Here is a 16943-nt window from a genome sequence, read left to right as displayed (position 1 = left end):
AGCCCGGAGGCCGCCGTCGGGAGGCGGGGGTCAGCCGACCTCGGCGGCCAGCTTCGCGAGCGACTCCTCCATCTGCTCCTCGGACACCATCGGGAAGAGGTTCTTCGCCAGCAGCTCCGGGTCGGTCACGGCGGTCCAGTCGTAGGTGAGGGACACGACCGTGCTGCCGGAGCCGTTGTCCTCGAGCCGGTAGACCCACTGCCAACCCTTGGGCTCGGTGCCGGCGGGGGCGGTCTTCCAGCCGACCAGCTTGTTCGGGTCGTAGGCGACCACGTGATTGTCGGTCTGGTAGTCGCCACCCATGTGCTCCGCGTGCATGTTCATGGTGAACACGTCGCCGACCTTCTGGATGCGCTGGGTCTTGTCGTCGGACTGCACCATGCCCGAGCCGTCGAACTTCGCGTGGTTCGCGGGCAGGGTCAGGAAGTCGAACACGTCCTTGGCGGACGCGTCGATGGTCCGGGTGACGGTCTGCTGGGTCTCGCCGTGGGCGGTCTTGTTCATCTCGGTCATGGGATCAACCTAGGCACGGGGCCGGGGCGGTCGACAAGGTCTGGGGGTCAGTCCGGCACGTTGCGGCCACGCCGGAACGCGGACACGCTGCGGTGGCCGGCCACGCTGAACCGCCACGGGAAGCGCACGGAGCCGCCCTCCCCCGAGACGCCGACGCGCGGGCCCGTCACGACCTCGATCGGCGGCTCGGCCGGATCGCGGGGCGCGGGCGGGGCCAGGAGGAAGCGGGCGGGCGCGGCCGGCGCGGCGAGGCGGGCCGAGGTGCCACCGTCGTCGGCCACCTCCGGCGGCGCGGCGACGATCTCCACGGGCGCGTGGCCCATCTCCAGGGTGATGCCGAGGCCCTGGCCGAGGTTGCCCGGGCCGGAGAGCAGCTTGGGGCCGGTGTCCCGGCCACGGCGGGCCACCGCGAGGTCCCCTCCTGCAAGCACCTCGGCCGCACGCAGCAGCACACCGCCGGCCTCCCCCTCGGGGTGGCCCACCAGGTTCAGGCAGCGGTGGATGCCGTAGTTCAGGTACACGTACGTGCGCCGCGGCGGCCCGAACAGCGCGGCATTGCGCTCGGTGCGGCCGCGGAACGAGTGGGCGCCGGGGTCCGCTCCCGCGTTCCCGTACGCCTCGGTCTCGGTCAGCCGCACGGTGACGGCGCCGTCCGGGGCGACGACGGTCAGCCGGCACCCCAGCAGCGTCGCGGCGAGCGCGGGCGAGGGGCCGTCGAAGGCGGCGGCGAGACGCTCCGGGGTCACGGCAGCGGCCCCGCGACGGGCAGCACCATGGTGTCGATCAGCCGGACGGGCGGCACGTGCGCGGCCACGAGGGCGAGGGCCTCGCGGCGCAGCGGCTGGCACAGCAGCTCCGGACCGAGCTCGGCGAAGGTGTCCCGGTCCACCACCACGAGGTGGTCCAGCTCGACGCCCGGCTCGTCCTCGACCATCCGGCGAGCGGCCTGGACGTCGACGGGCTCACCGGCCGCCGCGGCGTCGGCCAGGGAGCGCAGGGCGCGGCTGAGGACGAGCGCGTGCTCCAGGCCCGCGGCGTCCAGGCGGGTGTTGCGGCTGGAGAGCGCGAGGCCCTCGGGCGAGCGGACGATGGGTACGGCGCGGACGTCGACGTCGATGTCCAGGTCCGTGGCCAGGCGGCGCAGGACGGTGAGCTGCTGCGCGTCCTTCTGGCCGAAGTAGCTGCGCAGGGCCGGCACCGCCGGGCGCACGATGTTCCACAGCTTCGCCACGACGGTGGCCACGCCGTCGAAGTGGCCCGGGCGGGAGGCGCCCTCGAGGACCTCCCCCATGCGGCCGGCGGAGACGGTGACGATCGGCGCGTCCGGGTAACCCGGGTACATCTCCTGCACGTCCGGGGCGAACACGACGTCGGCGCCCGCCGCCGCCAGCAGGTCCAGGTCCGCGTCGAGGGTGCGCGGGTAGTGCTCCAGGTCGGCCGGATCGCCGAACTGGAGCGGGTTCACGAAGATGCTGACCGCGACGACGTCGTTCTCGGCGCGGGCCCGCCGCACCAGGGCCGCGTGGCCGCCGTGGAGGGCGCCCATCGTGGGGATCAGGCCGACGGTGACGGGCTCGGCGTCGCCGTCGTCCGTGGCGTGGGCGACGAGCTCACGGAGAGCGGAGCGCATCTCGGCGACGGTCCGGGCCAGACGCGGGCGCGCGGAGACGCCGTCGGCCTCGGCCGTCACGGGAGCGGGGAGGGCGTCCTCGAGGGTCAGGCCGGTGCCGGCGGGGACGGGGCGCTGGTCGGGGACGCGGTCGAGAGGGGTCACCCTCCGAGTCTAGGCACGGGGCCTCGGGGAGGACTTCCGCCTCACCACGCGCATCTGGTCCAAGGCCTGAGCCGCGGGCCGGATTCGGCCCCAAACGCGCGACGCCGGCTAGTCCCGTCAACGAGACCGGCCGGCGTCGTGCTCGGGTCGGGCTCAGGCGTCCTTCGCGGTGTCCTTCACCTGGCGGGCGGCGTCCTGGGACTCCGCCTTGAGGTCCTGCGCCGTGTCCGTGCCCTGCTCCTTGAGGTGGGAAGCGGCCTCGGCAGCCGACTCCTTCACGCTCCCGGCGGCCTCGCGGGCGGCGGGCTCGAGGTCCTCGCGCAGCTGCTGGGCGGCCTGCTTGGCCTCGTCCACCAGCGGGGCGGCCTGCTCCTTGAGGCCCTCCGCGGCGCGCTGCTCCACGCGTGAGGCGGGGATCAGCGAGCTGAGCAGCAGGCCGGCGCCGAAGGCGATCAGCCCGGCGGCCAGCGGGTTGCCCGCGGTGCGGCCGCGCAGCTGAGCCGGGGCCTGCTGCAGGGCGAGCTGGGCGTCGTCGGCCCACTCGGACACGCGGTCGCCGGCATCGCCCAGGCGGTCCTGGGCCTGGCCGGCAGCGTCGTACGCGGAGGCCCGGGCGTCGTCGATCACCCCGTGGGCGCGATCGCCCAGCGAGGGCTCGTGGCGGTGCTGCTCCGGGGAGCCCATGATGTTCTCCTTCGCGTGGATGAAGCCGTCCTTGATGCGGTTGGTCTGCCGGGACACGGCCTTCGTGGGGCTCACCTTCTCGGCGAGGGCGTCCACGTCCTGGCCGAGCTCGCGGCGCGTACGCTCGATGTCGGCGCGGATCTCATCGGGGTTGTTGCTCGTGGTCATCGCGTCTCCTTCGCGGGGTTCAGGGTCTCGGGGATCTCCTGAAGCGTCTCCTGGGTCTGCGGCAGACCCTTGATCTTCTCGATGTCCTTCTTGCCCTGCACGGCCAGCACGGCCGCCACGACGCCCCACAGCACGGCCACGATCAGCGCGGCCCAGCCGATCGGCAGGAACACGTCGAGCAGGTGCATCAGGGCGAGGGACAGGAACATCAGCAGGAAGAAGCCGCCGACGGCGGCGCCGGCCAGCAGCCCCGCCCCCTTGCCGGCCTTCTTCGCGGACTCGGTGGCCTCGGCCTTGGCCAGGGCGATCTCCTGGCTGACCAGCGTCGACAGCTTGGCCGACAGGCTCTGGAACATCTCGCCGAGGCTCTCGTGCTCGGCGCGGAACTCCGCCTGCGTGGGCGGCGGGGTGTGCGCGCCGGAGTGCGGCGTCGCGTCGCGGAACGGCTCGTGGGCGGTGCTCATGCGTCACCCCCGGGCCGGGTCTGGTCGAACGGCCGCTCGGCGGTCAGGCCCTGCTGGACCGGTGCCTGCGTGCCGTACGGGACGTCCCCGACGCCGGCCGCGCGGCGGGGCCCGGCGCCGTCCGCGACGCGGCCGTCGGCCTGGGAGAGCGAATCGCTCGAGTAGGCCGGGGCCTGCGAGTCCAGGTGGTGCGGAGTCACGTCCGCGTGCACCGCGTCCGGACGGGTCTCGTGACGGCGCGGCGAGGTGGAGGCGGTGGAGTCGGGCTGGGCGGCGTCGCGGATGCCGCGCGTCAGTCGACCGGCCACCAGCCCGGCGCCCAGGGCGAGAGCCAGGAACGTGCCCGGACGGCGAGCGGCGAAGCCGCGCACGTCCTGCAGCAGGTCCTGCGGGGAAGCGGTCTCCAGGCGCTGGGTCAGGGCCTCGGCACGGTCCGCCACCGAGGCGACGCCCTGGCGCACCAAATCGGTCTGCGGCTGCTCACCGGAGACCACGCGGTGCAGGTCGTCGGTGTAGCTGCGCACCTGGCCCGCGAGCCGCTCCTGCTGGGTCTGCACCTGCGCGCCGACCTGCTCCTGGGCGGAGCCGACCAGCGACTGCACCTGGTCAGCGGCCTCGTCCTTCACCTGGCCGGCCTCGTGCTTGGCGGTGGCCGCGAGGTCCTGGGCCTTGTCCTTGGCGTCGTGGGCCACGGCCTTCGCCTGGCCCTGGGCCTCGCCCGCGGCCTGTTGGGCCTTGCCCTTCGCCTGGTCCTTGGCGTCACGGCCCTCGGCTGAGGAGCCGTGGGCGTTCTTCGGCGTGTTCGTCGTCATGCTGTGCCTTCCTTCGTCCGGGTCGGCGTCCCTCATGGCCAGCCCTTCTGGCCGTCCACGTCACCGGGTCCACCGGTCCTGAGGGCCAAGGTAAGCACCGCGACGGACGTGCCGGAAGACCTCGGGTCCGCCGGGATCGTCTCCGGTCGGGACGGGGTCAGCGCACCTTCAGGCCCCGCTGGGCGGTCTTGCCGACGCCCCGGCCCGGGTGCTCCTTCTTGCCCTGCATCCAGGTGTCCACGGCCTGCACGCCGAGGTCGGGGTGGTCGGTGAAGAAGCCGTCGATCCCGGCGTCGAGGAACGGCTGGATCATGCCGACCATGTCGCCCTGGGCGTTCGGGTCCGCGGAGGAGCGGAACTCCGTGTAGAGGAACTGGTTCTCGGCGCGGAAGGTGTACGGCACCACCTCGAGGCCCGCGCGGTGGGCGAGGGAGACGAACGCGGTCTCCTCACCCATCGAGCCGTCCTTCTCCTTGGTGATGATCTGCGCGAAGGCCGGGCCGAGCGTGTCGACGCCGGCCGCGCGGACCTCGCGCATGCCCGCGGCGGTCTCGTAGAAGTCGTAGTCGCGGACGGTGTCGCCGGCGGCCACGGAGTCGTAGGGCGCGCCGTTGGCGCTGGACAGGAAGACCGTCTCGGCCTTGAGGCCGAGGTTCTCGTTGAGATCGCGCAGGTTGGCGAGCTCGAAGGACTGCACGGTGGCGGGGGCGTTGCGCTTGTTCAGGCCGTGCTCGTCGAGCAGCTCGACGACGCGCTCCTCCATGGACAAGCCGATGGAGTCGAAGTAGGTGGGGTGCTTGATCTCGGGGATGACGCCGATCTGCCGGCCGTACCGGGCCGAGAGGCGTTCGCGCAGCTCGAGCACCTCCTCGAAGGTGGGCACCTGGTACCGGCCGTCGTAGGACGCGGACTCCGGGCGGACCTGCGGCTGGCGCTCCTTGGCGCGCAGGGTCTTGAGCTCGGCGAGGGTGAAGTCCTCGGTGAACCAGCCGGTGAGGGCCACGCCGTCGACGACCTTGGTGGTCTTGCGGTCGGCGAACTCGGGTCGCTGGGCGACGTCCGTGGTGCCGTCGATCAGGTTCTCGTGGCGGACCACGAGCACGCCGTCCTTGGTGGAGACCAGGTCCGGCTCGATCACGTCCGCGCCCTGGGCGGCGGCCAGCTCGTAGGCGGCCAGGGTGTGCTCGGGGCGGTAGCCGGAGGCGCCGCGGTGGCCGACGACGTCGGGGCGCACCACGGGCTTGCCCGTGGCGGACTGCGCGGCGGCCGGGGTCTCCGCTGCGGCAGGGGCGGCGACGGCCGGGGCGGCCAGCGGGGCGCTGACGGCGACGGCGGCGGCGGCGAGGGCCACGAGGCCGCGGGCGGCGTGACGACGGACGGAGGTCATGGAACGGTCCTTTCCGGGAGGGGATGACCGCTCCAGTGGGCCAGATCCGGGTGTCGGCCGGGTGGCCCCCCTCCGGCCACAGCCGGCCCGTCCGGTGAACAGCCGGTGACGGGCGGCTGATCGGAGAGGTTCAGCCGCCCGTCACGATGCGCGGCGCCGGGCCCGGCGGCTCAGCCCGCCGTCGACGACGGCCGCGTCAGTCCCAGCGTCTCCGGGGCCGTCGGGGCGCCGTCGCCGAGGACGTGCTCGCCCAGGAAGCCGAGGACGACCTCGTACCAGACCTTCGCGTGCTGCGGGGCGAGGATCCAGTGGTTCTCGTGCGGGAAGTAGAGGAACCGGTGGTCGGTGGTGCCGTCCGCGGCGGCCGGCCGCCCGGACTTCGCCAGCAGGTCCGACCACAGGCGCAGCCCCTCGCCGATCGGCACGCGGTAATCCTTGTCGCCGTGGATGACGAGCATCGGGGAGACGATCTCGCCCACGAACCGGTGCGGAGAGTTCTCCTGCTGCATCTGCTCGTCCATCTCGCGGGCCCAGTAGAACGCGGCGTCCGTCGTCGGGCCGAAGCCGTCCAGCGCCCACAGCGAGGCGTGCGTGACCACGCACCGGAACCGATCGGTGTGCCCGGCCACCCAGTTCGCCATGTAGCCGCCGAACGAGCCGCCCATGGCGGCGGTGCGGTCGCCGTCGACGTCCTCACGCGCCACGACGGCGTCCGTGAGCGCCATCAGGTCCGTGTAGGGCGCCTGACCCCAGCGGCCCCAGCCGCGTTCGATGAAGTCCTGGCCGTAGCCCGTGGACAGCGCCGGGTCCGGCAGCAGCACCGCGTAGCCGCGCGCCGCCATGACCCACGGCGTCCAGCGCCAGCTCCACGCGTTCCACGAGCCCAGCGGCCCGCCGTGGATCCACAGCAACAGCGGGTGACCGCCGGCCGGCGCCTCCCCCTCGGGGAGCACGAGCCAGCCGCGCACGCGCGTGCCGTCCTCGGCGACGGTCTCCACGTCCTCGAGGGTGCCCGGGATCGCGGGGCGCTCCACGGGGTTCGGCAAGCGCGTGGCCTCGCCCGTGGCCAGGTCGATCCGCGCCACCTCCGGCGGGAACAGGTAGGAGGAGCGGACGCCGTAGGCCGTGGCCCCGTCCGGGGAGAGCACGACGTCGGTCCACGCCTCGTCCTCCCGGGTCACCTGCGCGACGGCGCCGGTGGCCACCTCGATGCGGAACACCGGGCGGCGACCCTCCGAGTCCGCGAGCGCGATCACCGCGGAGTCGTCCGGCAGCCACGCGACGACGTCGGCCCAGCGGTCCCAGCCGTGGGCCAGGGGCGTGGTCTGGCCCGTGGCCGTGTCCATCACGTACAGGCGCGGGTGCACGGCGGAATGCGGGGTGGAGTCGGGGGTGCGGACGACGACGGCGCGCGTGCCGTCATGGCTGACGGGGCCGACGGCCACGTCCTCACCGGGGACGTCGTGCAGGACGCGGTGCTCGCCCGTGGCCAGGTCCACGCGCACCACCGTGCCCTCGCGCACGTTGCCGCGAGCCTCGGCGGTGGCGGCCGTGGTGAGCAGGAACGAGCCGTCCGGGGCCACCTGCGCGCCGATCCCGAACGCGTGGGAGCGCGGGAATCCGGAGACGTGGCGCAGGTGGTGCGCCACGTCGTCGGCCTCGGGAGCCAGGCCGGAGGCGGCGGGGCCGGGCTCGGCGGCGTCGGCGTCCGTGGCGGGCTCGCCCTGCGGGTCCGGGCCGGGCTCGAGGACGAAGAGCTCGGGGCGGGCGGGGCCGAGGTCGTGGTCCCAGAAGCGGATGGGGTAGCCGGTGTGCAGGATGGCGTCCACGCCGGCGTCCCTGCGGGTCTGCGCGAGGGCCGCGTGCTCGGCCTCGGTGGTCGCACCGAGCAGCCGGTCCGCCGTGACGACCACGCGGTCCGCCGCGGAGGCGCACGTGACCGCGGCGACGCCGCCCGGGCGGGAGAGCACCACGCGCGCCTCGCCGCCCCGGGCCGGCAGGGCCCACAGGGCGCTGCGCTTCTCGGCCTCGGCGTCGGCGGGGTCGGGACGGGCGGAGGTGAAGAAGAGGGTGCCGTCCGCGGCGAACTGCGCGCCGGCCTCGCCCTCGCGGGAGCGGGTCAGGCGGTGGGCGGGGCGCTCGCCCGCGGGGTCGACCTCCCAGAGGGCGGTGGCGTAGCCGGTGCCCTTCGCGTCCCGGGTGGCGACGGTGGTCACCAGGCGGGCGCCGTCCGGGCTGAGGGTGAGACCGGCGACGCGCGGCAGGGCGGTGAAGGCGTCGAGGTCGTGGAAGGGGGTGTCCGGGGTGGAGGTCATGCGTTCGTTTCTATCGGCCCGCACGTGATCCGGGCAACACGGAGGACGGCGGGGTGGCGGCCTTGACGGCGGGCCGCCCCGGTGCCCGCCGCGCCTCAGGCGCCGGGCCGCGTGCCGGCGTCGGCCCGGATCTGCTGGAGCTGCTCGCCGAGCCAGTCGACGTACTCGCCCATCCACTCCCCCGTGGCCTGATGGTTCCAGCTCTGGCCGACCACCGGCTGCGGGAAGACGACGGCGTCCGAGAGGGTATCCCGCAGCGCGAGGGCGGGCCCCTCCTCGTCCGCGACCGTCACCCACTGCATGCCGTGGCGCGCGCCCAGGTGCTCGCCGAGCAGCACCGCGACGACGTCCAGCAGCACCGCCAGCTCCTCGGGGTCCAGCTCCTCGGCTTCGGCCTGCGAGCGGGCCAGCACGGCGTCGTAGTAGGCGGCGACCGCGTCCAGGTCCAGGTGGTCCACGCCCTCCTGCGCGGCGAAGTCGCGGCGGACGCGTACCCACTCCCGCTCGGGCTCGGTCAGGGGGCTCATCTCGGGCTGGTCGGTCATGGCCTCCATCCTGCCAGGCGCGTCCGGTGCCGCCGTCGCCGGAACGGGCGGCGCCGGCCGCGCTTTCGTTCGAGAAACGGCGGCGTGTCGCAGCGCTTTCGTTCGAGAAACGGCGAGGAGCCGGGGGACGGACCGCCGGAGGCCTCTGATCCCCCAGCGGGAGCACTCGTGGACGCAACCGACGTCGCGCCGCCAGCGACGAGGCGAGCGTGCGGACCGTCGTCGTCCGCCGCCCCCGCCCGGACTTGAGACACTGGCCCCATGCGCATCATGACCGTCTGCCTGGGGAACATCTGCCGCTCGCCCGCCGCCGAGGCCGTGCTGAACCGCAAGCTCGCGGAGGCCGGTCTCGACGACGTCGAGGTCACCTCCGCCGGCACGTCCGACGAGCACGTGGGCGCCCGGCCGCATCACCTCACCCGCGAGGTCGGCGGGGAACTGGGCTACGAGTTCCCGACGGTGGGGGTGCAGCTGTCCGCCGACCTCGTGGACGACGCCGACCTGATCCTGGTGATGGACGAGGCCAACCTCGCCGACGCGCGGCGGCTCGCGACCACGGACGAGCAGCGGGACCGGATCCACCTGATGGGCGAGTTCGCGTCGGATGCGGACCGCGCCGGGGTGCGCGAGGTCCCCGATCCGTACGGGTATCCGCGGCCGCAGTTCGAGGAGATGTACCGGCAGATCGAGGACGCGGCAGACGGCGTCGTCGCCGCGATCCGCGACGGGCGCCTCTGACGGCCGGGGCGCGGTCCCGGGGTCTCGTCCCAGCGACGCGAACGCCGCCGGACCCGCCGTTTCCCGAACGAAAACGGCTCGGGGCCCGCCGTTTCCCGAACGAAAACGGCCCGGGACCCGCCGTTTCCCGAACGAAAGCGGGGGCGGCGGGGGTCGATCAGTCGTCGTGGGGGTCGTCGGAGTCGTCGAGGACCTCGCGCAGCCGCGCCGCCGTGTCCGCGCGCAGGGCGCCGCGGGTCTCGGCGCGGTCGGTCGTCGCGCGGGCGAGGGTCTCCCACACGGCCCGCACGTCCGCCGACAGTCCCCCGGCCTCGAGCTCGCCGAGGGTCTCACGGTGGGTCCGCAGCGTGTCGACGTCGCCGCGGGCCACGGGGCCGGTGAGGGCGCCGTCGCCGTCGGTGAGCGCGTTCTCCAGCGCGGCGGTCATGAGCGAGCGCAGCACCCGCTCCGGGTCGGCCACCCCGATCGTCTCGAGGATCTGACGGGCCTGCGCCGTCAGCGTCACCAGGTGGTTCGACCCGTGGGACAGCGCCAGGTGGTAGGCCGCCCGGTCGGCCTCCTTCACGACCACGGGCTCGCCGCCCATCTCCACCACGAGCGCCTGGGCCACGGGCAGCACCACGGGGTCCGCGGTCACGCCGAACACGCAGTCCTGCAGCCGGGCGACGTCGAGGCTCAGCCCCGTGAACGTCATGGCCGGGTGGATCGCCAGGGGGATCGCCCCGTGCGCGCGCACCGGCTCCATCACCCCCACCCCGTAGCGGCCGGAGGTGTGCACGAGCAGGTGGCCGGTCTGCACGTGGCCCGCGGCGGCCAGGCCGGCCACGAGCTCGCCCAGCGCGTCGTCCGGGACGGCGAAGACGACCATCTCGGAGCGGCGCAGGATCTCGGGGATCTCCAGGACGGGCACGCCCGGCAGGAGCATCTCCGCGCGGTCCCGCGAGGCCTCGGAGACGGCGTGCACGCCCGTGATCGTGTGGCCCGCAGCCCGCAGCGCCGAGCCCAGCACGGCCCCCACTCGACCCGCGCTCACCACGCCGACGCCCAGCCGCCCGGGCCGCTGCGCCGGGTCATGCGGGTCCAGGCTCAGGTCGAGTCCGCCGGTCATCGCTCCTCCTCGCCGCGCACGGCGGGGACGTGCGCCCCGCTCTCCTCCCCGACGACGGCGCCGCCGACGACGCCGGCCCGGGCCAGTTCGCGGCGGCCCACCTCGGTGGCCGCGACCTCGCGCGTGCGCTGCTCGAAGCGGGCCAGCTCCTCGGGGCGCATCCACTGGTCGCGGTCGGCGAGGCGACGCGAGACGGCCGCGTGCCGGGCCTCCCGGGCGTACAGGTCCACGGCCACGTCCTCGTCGAGGTCGCGGACCACGGCGTTCGCCCCCGCGACCCACACGCGCACCGTGGCCAGGCCCAGGCGTCGCTGCACCGGGCCCTGCGCCAGCTCGGCCGCCTGCATGCGCTCGTGCTGGAGGGTCTGCAGCCGGCGGTTCAACCAGCCGCTGCGCACCACCAGCAGGGACCGCGTCGTCGTGAAGCCGGTCCGCCGCCAGGCGAACCAGTTGAACCACCACCTGCCGCGCCGCGGCACGTGCTGGAAGCCGCCCTCCGTGCCGGTGCCGTGCACGCCGAGGTGCATGAGCCCGGCGGGGGTCAGCCCCTGCGCGGCGCGCGGATCGCCGTCCAGGCCCGGGTCCGGGGCCACGACCGTGAGGACGCGGAGCACGTCCTCCCACGGGCCGACGGGCAGCGCGACGTCCCGGGCGCCGTCGGACTCCTGCAGGTACCCGGCCACCGCCATGTTCACCCGATACCAGCCGAAGGGCCGCCAGAACAGGGGCTGGGAGACGGTCACCCCCTGCACCCGCCCCGGCGGGACGGTCTGGTGGGTGGTCTCGGTGAGCCCGTGCCGCAGTCGCAGCCCGTCGGTGGAGCGGCGCACCTGGAAACCCCAGCCGGCGTTCAACCGGGACCACGCGACGCCGGCCACGGAGAACAGGGCGGGCAGGGACGCGGCCGCGCCGATCCCGGTCAGGGTCTCCCCCTCGTCCAGCACCGCCTCGGGCAGCAGCGCGACCACGAGGGCGAGACCGCCCAGCCAGATCAGGGACCCGGCCAGCACCCCCAGCACGCCTCCGGAGAGCAGGACGGAGCCGAGGAGCCGCCCCGCGGGCACCTGCAGCAGGAGTTCGCCGGCGTCCGCGTCCACGGCGTCGGGATCGGCGTCGGCGAGGCCGGGCTCGGCCGCGCGCTCCGGGGCGGACGCGTCCGCCCCGGCTCCCCCGAGCACCCCCGACGCGCGGTCCAGGATCTCCCGGCGCACCGCTTCGGCCTCGGCGCGGCGCAGGAAGGACAGCTCGAGCGCGGACTCGCCGCCGTCGGCCGCCTCGACCTTCACCGTGGCCAGCCCGAGCAGCCGGGCCACGAGGGGGTGCTGCAGGTCCACCGCCTGTATGCGGTCGTAGCGCATCTGCCGCCGGCTGCGGAAGAGCCAGCCCTGGCGCAGCTCGATCCGATCCTCCCCACAGCGGAACCGGGTGAACCACCAGGAGAAGAAGAACACGAGGCTGATCAGCAGGGTGACCCCCAGCAGGATGCCGCCGGCCACGAGCAGGCTGCCGTCGCCGCCGCCCGGGGCGTCCTCCCCGCTGAGCCGGCCCGCCGCGAAGTCCTCCACCGCGTTGCGGCCCGCGAAGAACAGGATCAGCAGCAGGAAGGTCCAGCCCCGCACCCAGGGCGAGGCGGGGTGGACGCGGACCCAGCCGGCGTCGTCGGCGGGGGGCGGGGCGGCCGCGCTCACAGGCCCGCCAGCCGCGCCTGGCCGCGCGCCATGAGGACTTCGCGCAGCTCCTCGGCCCTCTCGCGGGGCACGCCCTCCAGGGTGACGTCCCCGCCCGCGGCGGCGGTCTTCAGGGTGAGGGTCTGCAGCCCGACCCGGCGCAGCAGCGGACCGTCCGAGACGTCCACGTACTGCAGGCGGCCGTACGGCACCGCGTGCACGCTGCGGAACAGGATGCCCTCGCGCCACAGGACGTCGTCCTCGCGCTCGGCCCAGCCCATCGCGCGCACGCGCCGCGGGATCAGGATCAGGTCCACGATCCAGGACACGACGACGACGGCCGGCAGCCCCCACGCGACCCACGCGGCCATCCCCGCCCACGGGCCGGTGAGCTTGAGGATCAGCGGCACGGAGAACGCGGCGAGCCAGATCAGGTGGCCGATGGTCGTGGCGATGAGCTTCACCGTCGCCAGCCGCGGCGAGGCCGGCGTGAAGGCCACGCCGCTCAGGTCAATGCCGGGCACGGGCATACCCTCCTTCCGTCTCGGGACGGGCCGGTCGGCCCGGGGACCCATCCTGCCCACGACCGCCCTCGGGCGCATCCTCCTCAGGCGGGATCCGGCACCACCGTTCGACGATCAGCCCCACCACCAGCAGGACGAGACCGCCGACGGCCTGCAGGGCGGCCTCCCGCACGGTCGGTGCCTCCACGCCGGCCCGCAGCAGCACCTGCACCGCCACCCCGGCGTGCCACCCGCCGAGGGCCGCTCCCGCGAAGCCGGAGGCCTGGCCGAGCACGAGGGTGCGGGCCGCGGCGAGCGGGTCCATCCGCGCGGCGGCGGGCTTCTCCCGGTCGCGGCGCACCCGCCAGCCCAGCGCGAGGCACAGCACGGAGACCGCGGCCACGGTGATCAGGCCGCCGCGGCCCACCACGGGCGCCGGCCAGCCCAGGGACGGCGCGGCGAGCCCGGCCAGCCAGCCGAGCACGGCGGCCACCAGCACCACGAGCAGGGTCCACCCGGAGCGCAGCGCGATCACGTGGCCTCCCTCCCGAGGGCGTCCGGGCGCGCCGGGCGGAGCGGGACGACGTCGTCGGAGCCGGCCAGCAGCCGGTGCCGCTCGGGCTCCTGGCGGCGCACCCCGGGGGCGTCTGCGGCGACGGCGGCGAGGTCGGCGACGGGCGTGCCGGCGAGCGTGGCGTCCGCGTCGAGCCACAGCCACGGCAGCAGCACGAAGGCCCGCTCGGCCGCGCGGGGGTGCGGCAGGGTGAGGTCTGGGTGGTCGCTGCGCACGTCCCCGTAGGCGATCACGTCCACGTCCAGGGTGCGCGCGCCCCAGCGGACCTCACGCCGCCGATGGTGGTCCTGCTCGAGCCGGTGCGCCACCGCGAGCAGCTCCCACGGCGCGAGGTCCGTGCGCAGGGTGACCACCTGGTTGAGGTAGTCGGGCTGCCCCGGCGGCCCGCCCACGGGCGCGGTGACGGCCCGGGGCGAGGCCCGGACGTCCGTGATGTGCGGCAGCGCGGACAGGGCGGCGACGGCGGCGTCGAGCGTCTGCGCCGGCTCGCGCAGGTTGGCGCCGAGGGCCAGCACGGCCGCGACGGGCGCGTCCGGGCGGGCGCCCAGCTCGGGGACGGGCGCGGGGCCCTCGGCCGGGTGCGACCAGTCGACGGTGCTCACGCGAGGTCCTCCCGGGTGCGGTGCACGGTGACGGCGGCGTCCGCGAAGTCGTGCGGGATGGGCGCCTGCGGCTTGTGCACGGTGACCTCGACGGCGGTCACCACGGGCTGCTCGGCGAGGACGGCGCGGGCGATCCGGTCGGCGAGGGTCTCGATCAGGTCTACCGGCTCCCCGGTGACCAGGCGGACCACCGTGTCCGCGACCTCGGCGTAGTTGGCGGTGCGGGCGAGGTCGTCGCCGGCCGCGGCGGGGCCGGCGTCGAGGTGGAGGACGACGTCCGTGACGAACGGCTGCCCGTCCCGGCGCTCGTGGTCGAAGACCCCGTGGTGCCCGACGGCGGACAGCCCGGCCAGGCGGATGCGGTCCCGGGCGCTCACGGCAGCACGTCCTCGGAGACGGGCTCACCCGGGGCATGCGCCCCGGCCCAGGCCGCGGCGGTGCGGACGGCGTCGGCGCTGGCGCGCACGTCGTGCACGCGCACGCCCCACGCGCCCTGGGCGGCGGCGAGGGCGGAGATGGCCGCGGTGGCGGCGTCGCGCGCGGCGGGCGGGGCCGGGGTGCCGTCGTCGTCCGCCAGCAGCGTGCCCAGGAACCGCTTGCGCGAGGCGGCGACGAGCACCGGGTGGCCCATGGCGCGGAGCCACTCGAGGCCGCGCAGCAGCTCCCAGTTCTGCTCGCCGGCCTTCGCGAAGCCCAGGCCCGGGTCGACGATCAGCTGCGCGGGCTCGACGCCCGCGGCGAGGAAGCGGCCGGCCACGTCCCGCAGCTCGCACACGACGTCCGGGACGGTGTCCTCGTAGACGGCCAGACCGTCCATGGTCTGCGGGTTCCCGCGGTTGTGCATGAGGATGTAGGGCGCGCCCGACGCGGCGATCAGCGCCGGCATCTCCGGCTCGTGGGCGAGGCCGGAGACGTCGTTGACGATCACCGGCCCCAGCGCCAGGGCGGCCCGGGCGGTGGCGGTGTGGCGCGTGTCCACGGAGACGACGACGTCCTCGGCCAGCAGCGCCTCGATCACGGGCAGGATGCGCTCCTGCTCCTCGGCCGGCGGCACGGCGCGGGCCCCGGGGCGGGTGGACTCGCCACCCACGTCCACGATGTCCGCGCCGTCCGCGACCATGCGTCGGGCGTGCTCGACGGCCGCGCGGACGGTGGCGTGCTCCCCGCCGTCCGAGAACGAGTCAGGGGTGACATTGAGGATGCCCATGACCAGGGTCCGGTCCCCGGGCAGCCGCCCCAGCAGGGCGCGGTTCGCCTCCCGCGCCGCCGCGTCGATGCTCTCGTCCACGTGTCCTCCTCCGCCGTCGGTGGTCCTCAGCCGTGCATGATGAGGCTCATCGCCTCGGAGCGCGTGGACGGATCCCGCAGCTGGCCGCGCACCGCCGAGGTGACGGTCTTCGCGCCCGGCTTGCGCACACCGCGCATGGACATGCACATGTGCTCGGCCTCCACCACCACGATCGCCCCGCGCGGGGCCAGGTGCTCCATGAGCGCCTCCACCACCTGCGTGGTCAGCCGCTCCTGCACCTGCGGACGCCGCGCGTACAGCTCCACGAGGCGGGCCAGCTTGGACAGCCCCGTCACGCGGCCCTCGGCGGAGGGGATGTAGCCGATGTGCGCGGCGCCGTGGAACGGCACCAGGTGGTGCTCGCACGTCGAGTAGAACGGGATGTCCTTCACGAGCACGAGCTCCTCGTGCGCGATGTCGAACGTGGTGCCGAGCACCTGGTCCGGGCTCTGGTGCAGGCCCGCGAAGAACTCTGCGTACGCCTTGGCCACCCGCGCCGGGGTGTCCGCCAGGCCCTCGCGGTCCGGGTCCTCACCGATCGCCAGCAGGATCTCCCGCACCGCCGCCTCGATGCGCGGCCGGTCCACCGCGGTCGAGTCCGGGTCGAACGTGCCGGGGACGGCGTCGTCGGGGGTGTGGGCTGTCATGCGGGTCTCCTGCGCGGTCAAAAGGTCGGTCCCTCGCCGGGGCCCGGCGTGTTGCTCGGACCGCCGTGCGGCGGCAGGCCGGGGCCGGCCGCGTCCCCGCCCAGCGACGACGGCGGCGCACCCTCCGGACGCACCGGCACCGTGGTGCCCTCGACGCCGACGGGGGTCTGCTGCCCGCCGTCATGCCGCGAGCGGCGCTCGGAGGGGGAGAGGACGGGCGGGATGTCCTGCGGGAGCCGGTCGTCCGAGGCCAGCCACACGCCGCGCTCGGGCCGCTTGCGCACGTCCGCGAAGATGGCGGCGATGGCCTCCTGGGTGAGCGTCTCCTTCTCCAGCAGCTCGTAGGCCAGCCGGTCCAGGACGTCCCGGTTCTCCGTGAGCACCCAGTGGGCCTCGGCGTGGGCCTGGTCCAGCAGGGTGCGGACCTCGGCGTCCACCAGGTACGCCAGCTCCTCGGAGTACTCGCGGGAGGAGCCGCCGGCGGCGCCGCCCACGAAGGGCTCGGAGCTGCCGCCGCCGAGCTTGACGGCGCCCACCTTGGCGGACATGCCGTACTCGGTGACCATCTTGCGGGCCGTGTCCGTGGCCTTCTGGATGTCGTTCGCGGCGCCCGTGGACGGGTCCTTGAACACGATCTCCTCCGCCACGCGCCCGCCCATCGCGTACGCGAGCTGGTCCAGGAGCTCGTTGCGGGTGACGGAGTACTTGTCGTCCTCCGGGACCACCATCGTGTAGCCCAGGGCGCGGCCGCGGGGCAGGATCGTGATCTTGGTGACCGGGGCGGAGTTGCGCAGCCCGGCCGCGACGAGCGCGTGGCCGCCCTCGTGGTAGGCGGTGACCTTGCGCTCGTGCTCGTTCATCAGGCGGGTGCGCTTCTGCGGGCCGGCCATCACGCGGTCCACGGCCTCGTCCAGGGCGTGGTTGTCGATCACATTGTTGTTCGAGCGCGCCGTGAGCAGCGCGGCCTCGTTGATCACGTTGGCCAGGTCCGCACCCGTGTAGCCGGGGGTGCGCTTGGCCAGGGAGCGCAGGTCCACGTCCAGGGCGATCGGCTTGCCCTGCGCGTGCACCTCGAGGATCTTGGCGCGGCCCTCGAGGTCCGGGGCGTCCACGGGGATCTGGCGGTCGAAGCGGCCCGGGCGCAGCAGCGCCGG

General features: G+C 74.8%; 18 protein-coding genes and 1 pseudogene. 1 reads left to right on the top strand and 18 read right to left on the bottom strand.

All coding sequences use genetic code 11. The features are described 5' to 3' along the window. Positions 1-30: 30 nt before the first annotated feature. From QL983_RS00925 to QL983_RS00885, 9 genes are all read right to left on the bottom strand, one after another. Positions 31-513: an SRPBCC family protein gene (locus QL983_RS00925; RefSeq protein ID WP_036380856.1), complete on the bottom strand. Its 483-nt coding sequence runs from the start codon at positions 511-513 to the stop codon at positions 31-33. Positions 514-560: 47 nt separating this feature from the next. Next, complete coding sequence (locus QL983_RS00920) at positions 561-1259, bottom strand: DNA-3-methyladenine glycosylase (RefSeq protein WP_036380853.1); 699 nt, start codon at positions 1257-1259, stop codon at positions 561-563. Further along, positions 1256-2287, bottom strand: coding sequence for a pantoate--beta-alanine ligase (gene panC / locus QL983_RS00915; protein WP_036380850.1), 1032 nt, complete (start codon positions 2285-2287; stop codon positions 1256-1258). The genes QL983_RS00920 and panC overlap by 4 nt, the downstream gene beginning before the upstream one ends. A gap of 153 nt (positions 2288-2440) precedes the next feature. Beyond that, positions 2441-3139, bottom strand: a complete 699-nt coding sequence (locus QL983_RS00910; protein ID WP_036338457.1) for a DUF3618 domain-containing protein — start codon at positions 3137-3139, stop codon at positions 2441-2443. Next, the gene (locus QL983_RS00905; protein ID WP_036314802.1) at positions 3136-3603 is read right to left on the bottom strand and encodes a phage holin family protein; all 468 of its coding nucleotides are present in this window, start codon (positions 3601-3603) and stop codon (positions 3136-3138) included. The genes QL983_RS00910 and QL983_RS00905 overlap by 4 nt, the downstream gene beginning before the upstream one ends. After that, positions 3600-4415: a hypothetical protein gene (locus QL983_RS00900; protein WP_020625303.1), complete on the bottom strand. Its 816-nt coding sequence runs from the start codon at positions 4413-4415 to the stop codon at positions 3600-3602. Before QL983_RS00900 ends, QL983_RS00905 begins: the two co-directional genes overlap by 4 nt. A 157-nt stretch (positions 4416-4572) precedes the next feature. Next, positions 4573-5802, bottom strand: a complete 1230-nt coding sequence (locus QL983_RS00895; RefSeq protein WP_290151081.1) for a glycerophosphodiester phosphodiesterase — start codon at positions 5800-5802, stop codon at positions 4573-4575. 170 nt (positions 5803-5972) lie between these two features. Then, complete coding sequence (locus tag QL983_RS00890; protein ID WP_290151080.1) at positions 5973-8117, bottom strand: alpha/beta fold hydrolase; 2145 nt, start codon at positions 8115-8117, stop codon at positions 5973-5975. 95 nt (positions 8118-8212) lie between these two features. After that, positions 8213-8662 (bottom strand): DUF3806 domain-containing protein, encoded by a 450-nt coding sequence (locus QL983_RS00885; RefSeq protein WP_020625300.1) that lies wholly within the window; start codon positions 8660-8662, stop codon positions 8213-8215. A gap of 261 nt (positions 8663-8923) precedes the next feature. Here QL983_RS00885 and QL983_RS00880 point away from each other — a divergent pair, with 261 nt between their 5' ends. After that, a complete protein-coding gene (locus tag QL983_RS00880) occupies positions 8924-9400 on the top strand; it encodes a low molecular weight protein-tyrosine-phosphatase (RefSeq protein WP_020625299.1) in 477 nt (158 codons plus the stop codon). A 157-nt stretch (positions 9401-9557) separates the two neighbouring features. On the opposite strand, the gene QL983_RS00875 is transcribed toward QL983_RS00880, so the two are convergent. From QL983_RS00875 to QL983_RS00835, 9 genes and pseudogenes are all read right to left on the bottom strand, one after another. Beyond that, positions 9558-10508 (bottom strand): DUF2520 domain-containing protein, encoded by a 951-nt coding sequence (locus QL983_RS00875; protein WP_020625298.1) that lies wholly within the window; start codon positions 10506-10508, stop codon positions 9558-9560. After that, positions 10505-12196: a PH domain-containing protein gene (locus QL983_RS00870; RefSeq protein WP_020625297.1), complete on the bottom strand. Its 1692-nt coding sequence runs from the start codon at positions 12194-12196 to the stop codon at positions 10505-10507. The genes QL983_RS00875 and QL983_RS00870 overlap by 4 nt, the downstream gene beginning before the upstream one ends. Then, positions 12193-12705 carry a PH domain-containing protein gene (locus QL983_RS00865; protein WP_020625296.1) on the bottom strand — a complete coding sequence of 171 codons (513 nt, stop codon included), beginning with the start codon at positions 12703-12705 and terminating at the stop codon, positions 12193-12195. Before QL983_RS00865 ends, QL983_RS00870 begins: the two co-directional genes overlap by 4 nt. Then, complete coding sequence (locus tag QL983_RS00860; RefSeq protein WP_020625295.1) at positions 12686-13213, bottom strand: DUF3180 domain-containing protein; 528 nt, start codon at positions 13211-13213, stop codon at positions 12686-12688. The genes QL983_RS00865 and QL983_RS00860 overlap by 20 nt, the downstream gene beginning before the upstream one ends. Further along, positions 13210-13854, bottom strand: a complete 645-nt coding sequence (gene folK / locus QL983_RS00855; RefSeq protein ID WP_119217629.1) for a 2-amino-4-hydroxy-6-hydroxymethyldihydropteridine diphosphokinase — start codon at positions 13852-13854, stop codon at positions 13210-13212. Before folK ends, QL983_RS00860 begins: the two co-directional genes overlap by 4 nt. Next, positions 13851-14231, bottom strand: a complete 381-nt coding sequence (folB, locus tag QL983_RS00850; RefSeq protein WP_044659875.1) for a dihydroneopterin aldolase — start codon at positions 14229-14231, stop codon at positions 13851-13853. The genes folK and folB overlap by 4 nt, the downstream gene beginning before the upstream one ends. Beyond that, entirely contained in the window at positions 14228-15142 is a 915-nt protein-coding gene (gene folP / locus QL983_RS00845; RefSeq protein WP_221844701.1) for a dihydropteroate synthase, read from the bottom strand. The genes folB and folP overlap by 4 nt, the downstream gene beginning before the upstream one ends. Positions 15143-15168: 26 nt before the next feature. Then, a complete protein-coding gene (gene folE / locus QL983_RS00840; RefSeq protein WP_010079671.1) occupies positions 15169-15789 on the bottom strand; it encodes a GTP cyclohydrolase I FolE in 621 nt (206 codons plus the stop codon). Positions 15790-15806: 17 nt separating this feature from the next. Further along, positions 15807-16943: pseudogene (locus QL983_RS00835) on the bottom strand (cell division protein FtsH); the annotation flags it as partial.

It is taken from the genome of Micrococcus sp. APC 4021 (assembly GCF_030407635.1).
Classification (GTDB): Bacteria; Actinomycetota; Actinomycetes; order Actinomycetales; family Micrococcaceae; genus Micrococcus; species Micrococcus luteus.
Note: the sequence above shows the minus strand (reverse complement) of the source record. Positions and strands in the feature narration are given on the sequence as shown.

Coding starts and splice junctions, on each gene's coding strand:
- QL983_RS00925 (WP_036380856.1), bottom strand. CDS start 513: ATGACCGAGATGAACAAGACCGCCCACGGCGAGACCCAGCAGACCGTC.
- QL983_RS00910 (WP_036338457.1), bottom strand. CDS start 3,139: ATGACCACGAGCAACAACCCCGATGAGATCCGCGCCGACATCGAGCGT.
- QL983_RS00905 (WP_036314802.1), bottom strand. CDS start 3,603: ATGAGCACCGCCCACGAGCCGTTCCGCGACGCGACGCCGCACTCCGGC.
- QL983_RS00900 (WP_020625303.1), bottom strand. CDS start 4,415: ATGACGACGAACACGCCGAAGAACGCCCACGGCTCCTCAGCCGAGGGC.
- QL983_RS00895 (WP_290151081.1), bottom strand. CDS start 5,802: ATGACCTCCGTCCGTCGTCACGCCGCCCGCGGCCTCGTGGCCCTCGCC.
- QL983_RS00890 (WP_290151080.1), bottom strand. CDS start 8,117: ATGACCTCCACCCCGGACACCCCCTTCCACGACCTCGACGCCTTCACC.
- QL983_RS00885 (WP_020625300.1), bottom strand. CDS start 8,662: ATGACCGACCAGCCCGAGATGAGCCCCCTGACCGAGCCCGAGCGGGAG.
- QL983_RS00880 (WP_020625299.1), top strand. CDS start 8,924: ATGCGCATCATGACCGTCTGCCTGGGGAACATCTGCCGCTCGCCCGCC.
- QL983_RS00875 (WP_020625298.1), bottom strand. CDS start 10,508: ATGACCGGCGGACTCGACCTGAGCCTGGACCCGCATGACCCGGCGCAG.
- QL983_RS00865 (WP_020625296.1), bottom strand. CDS start 12,705: ATGCCCGTGCCCGGCATTGACCTGAGCGGCGTGGCCTTCACGCCGGCC.
- folE (WP_010079671.1), bottom strand. CDS start 15,789: ATGACAGCCCACACCCCCGACGACGCCGTCCCCGGCACGTTCGACCCG.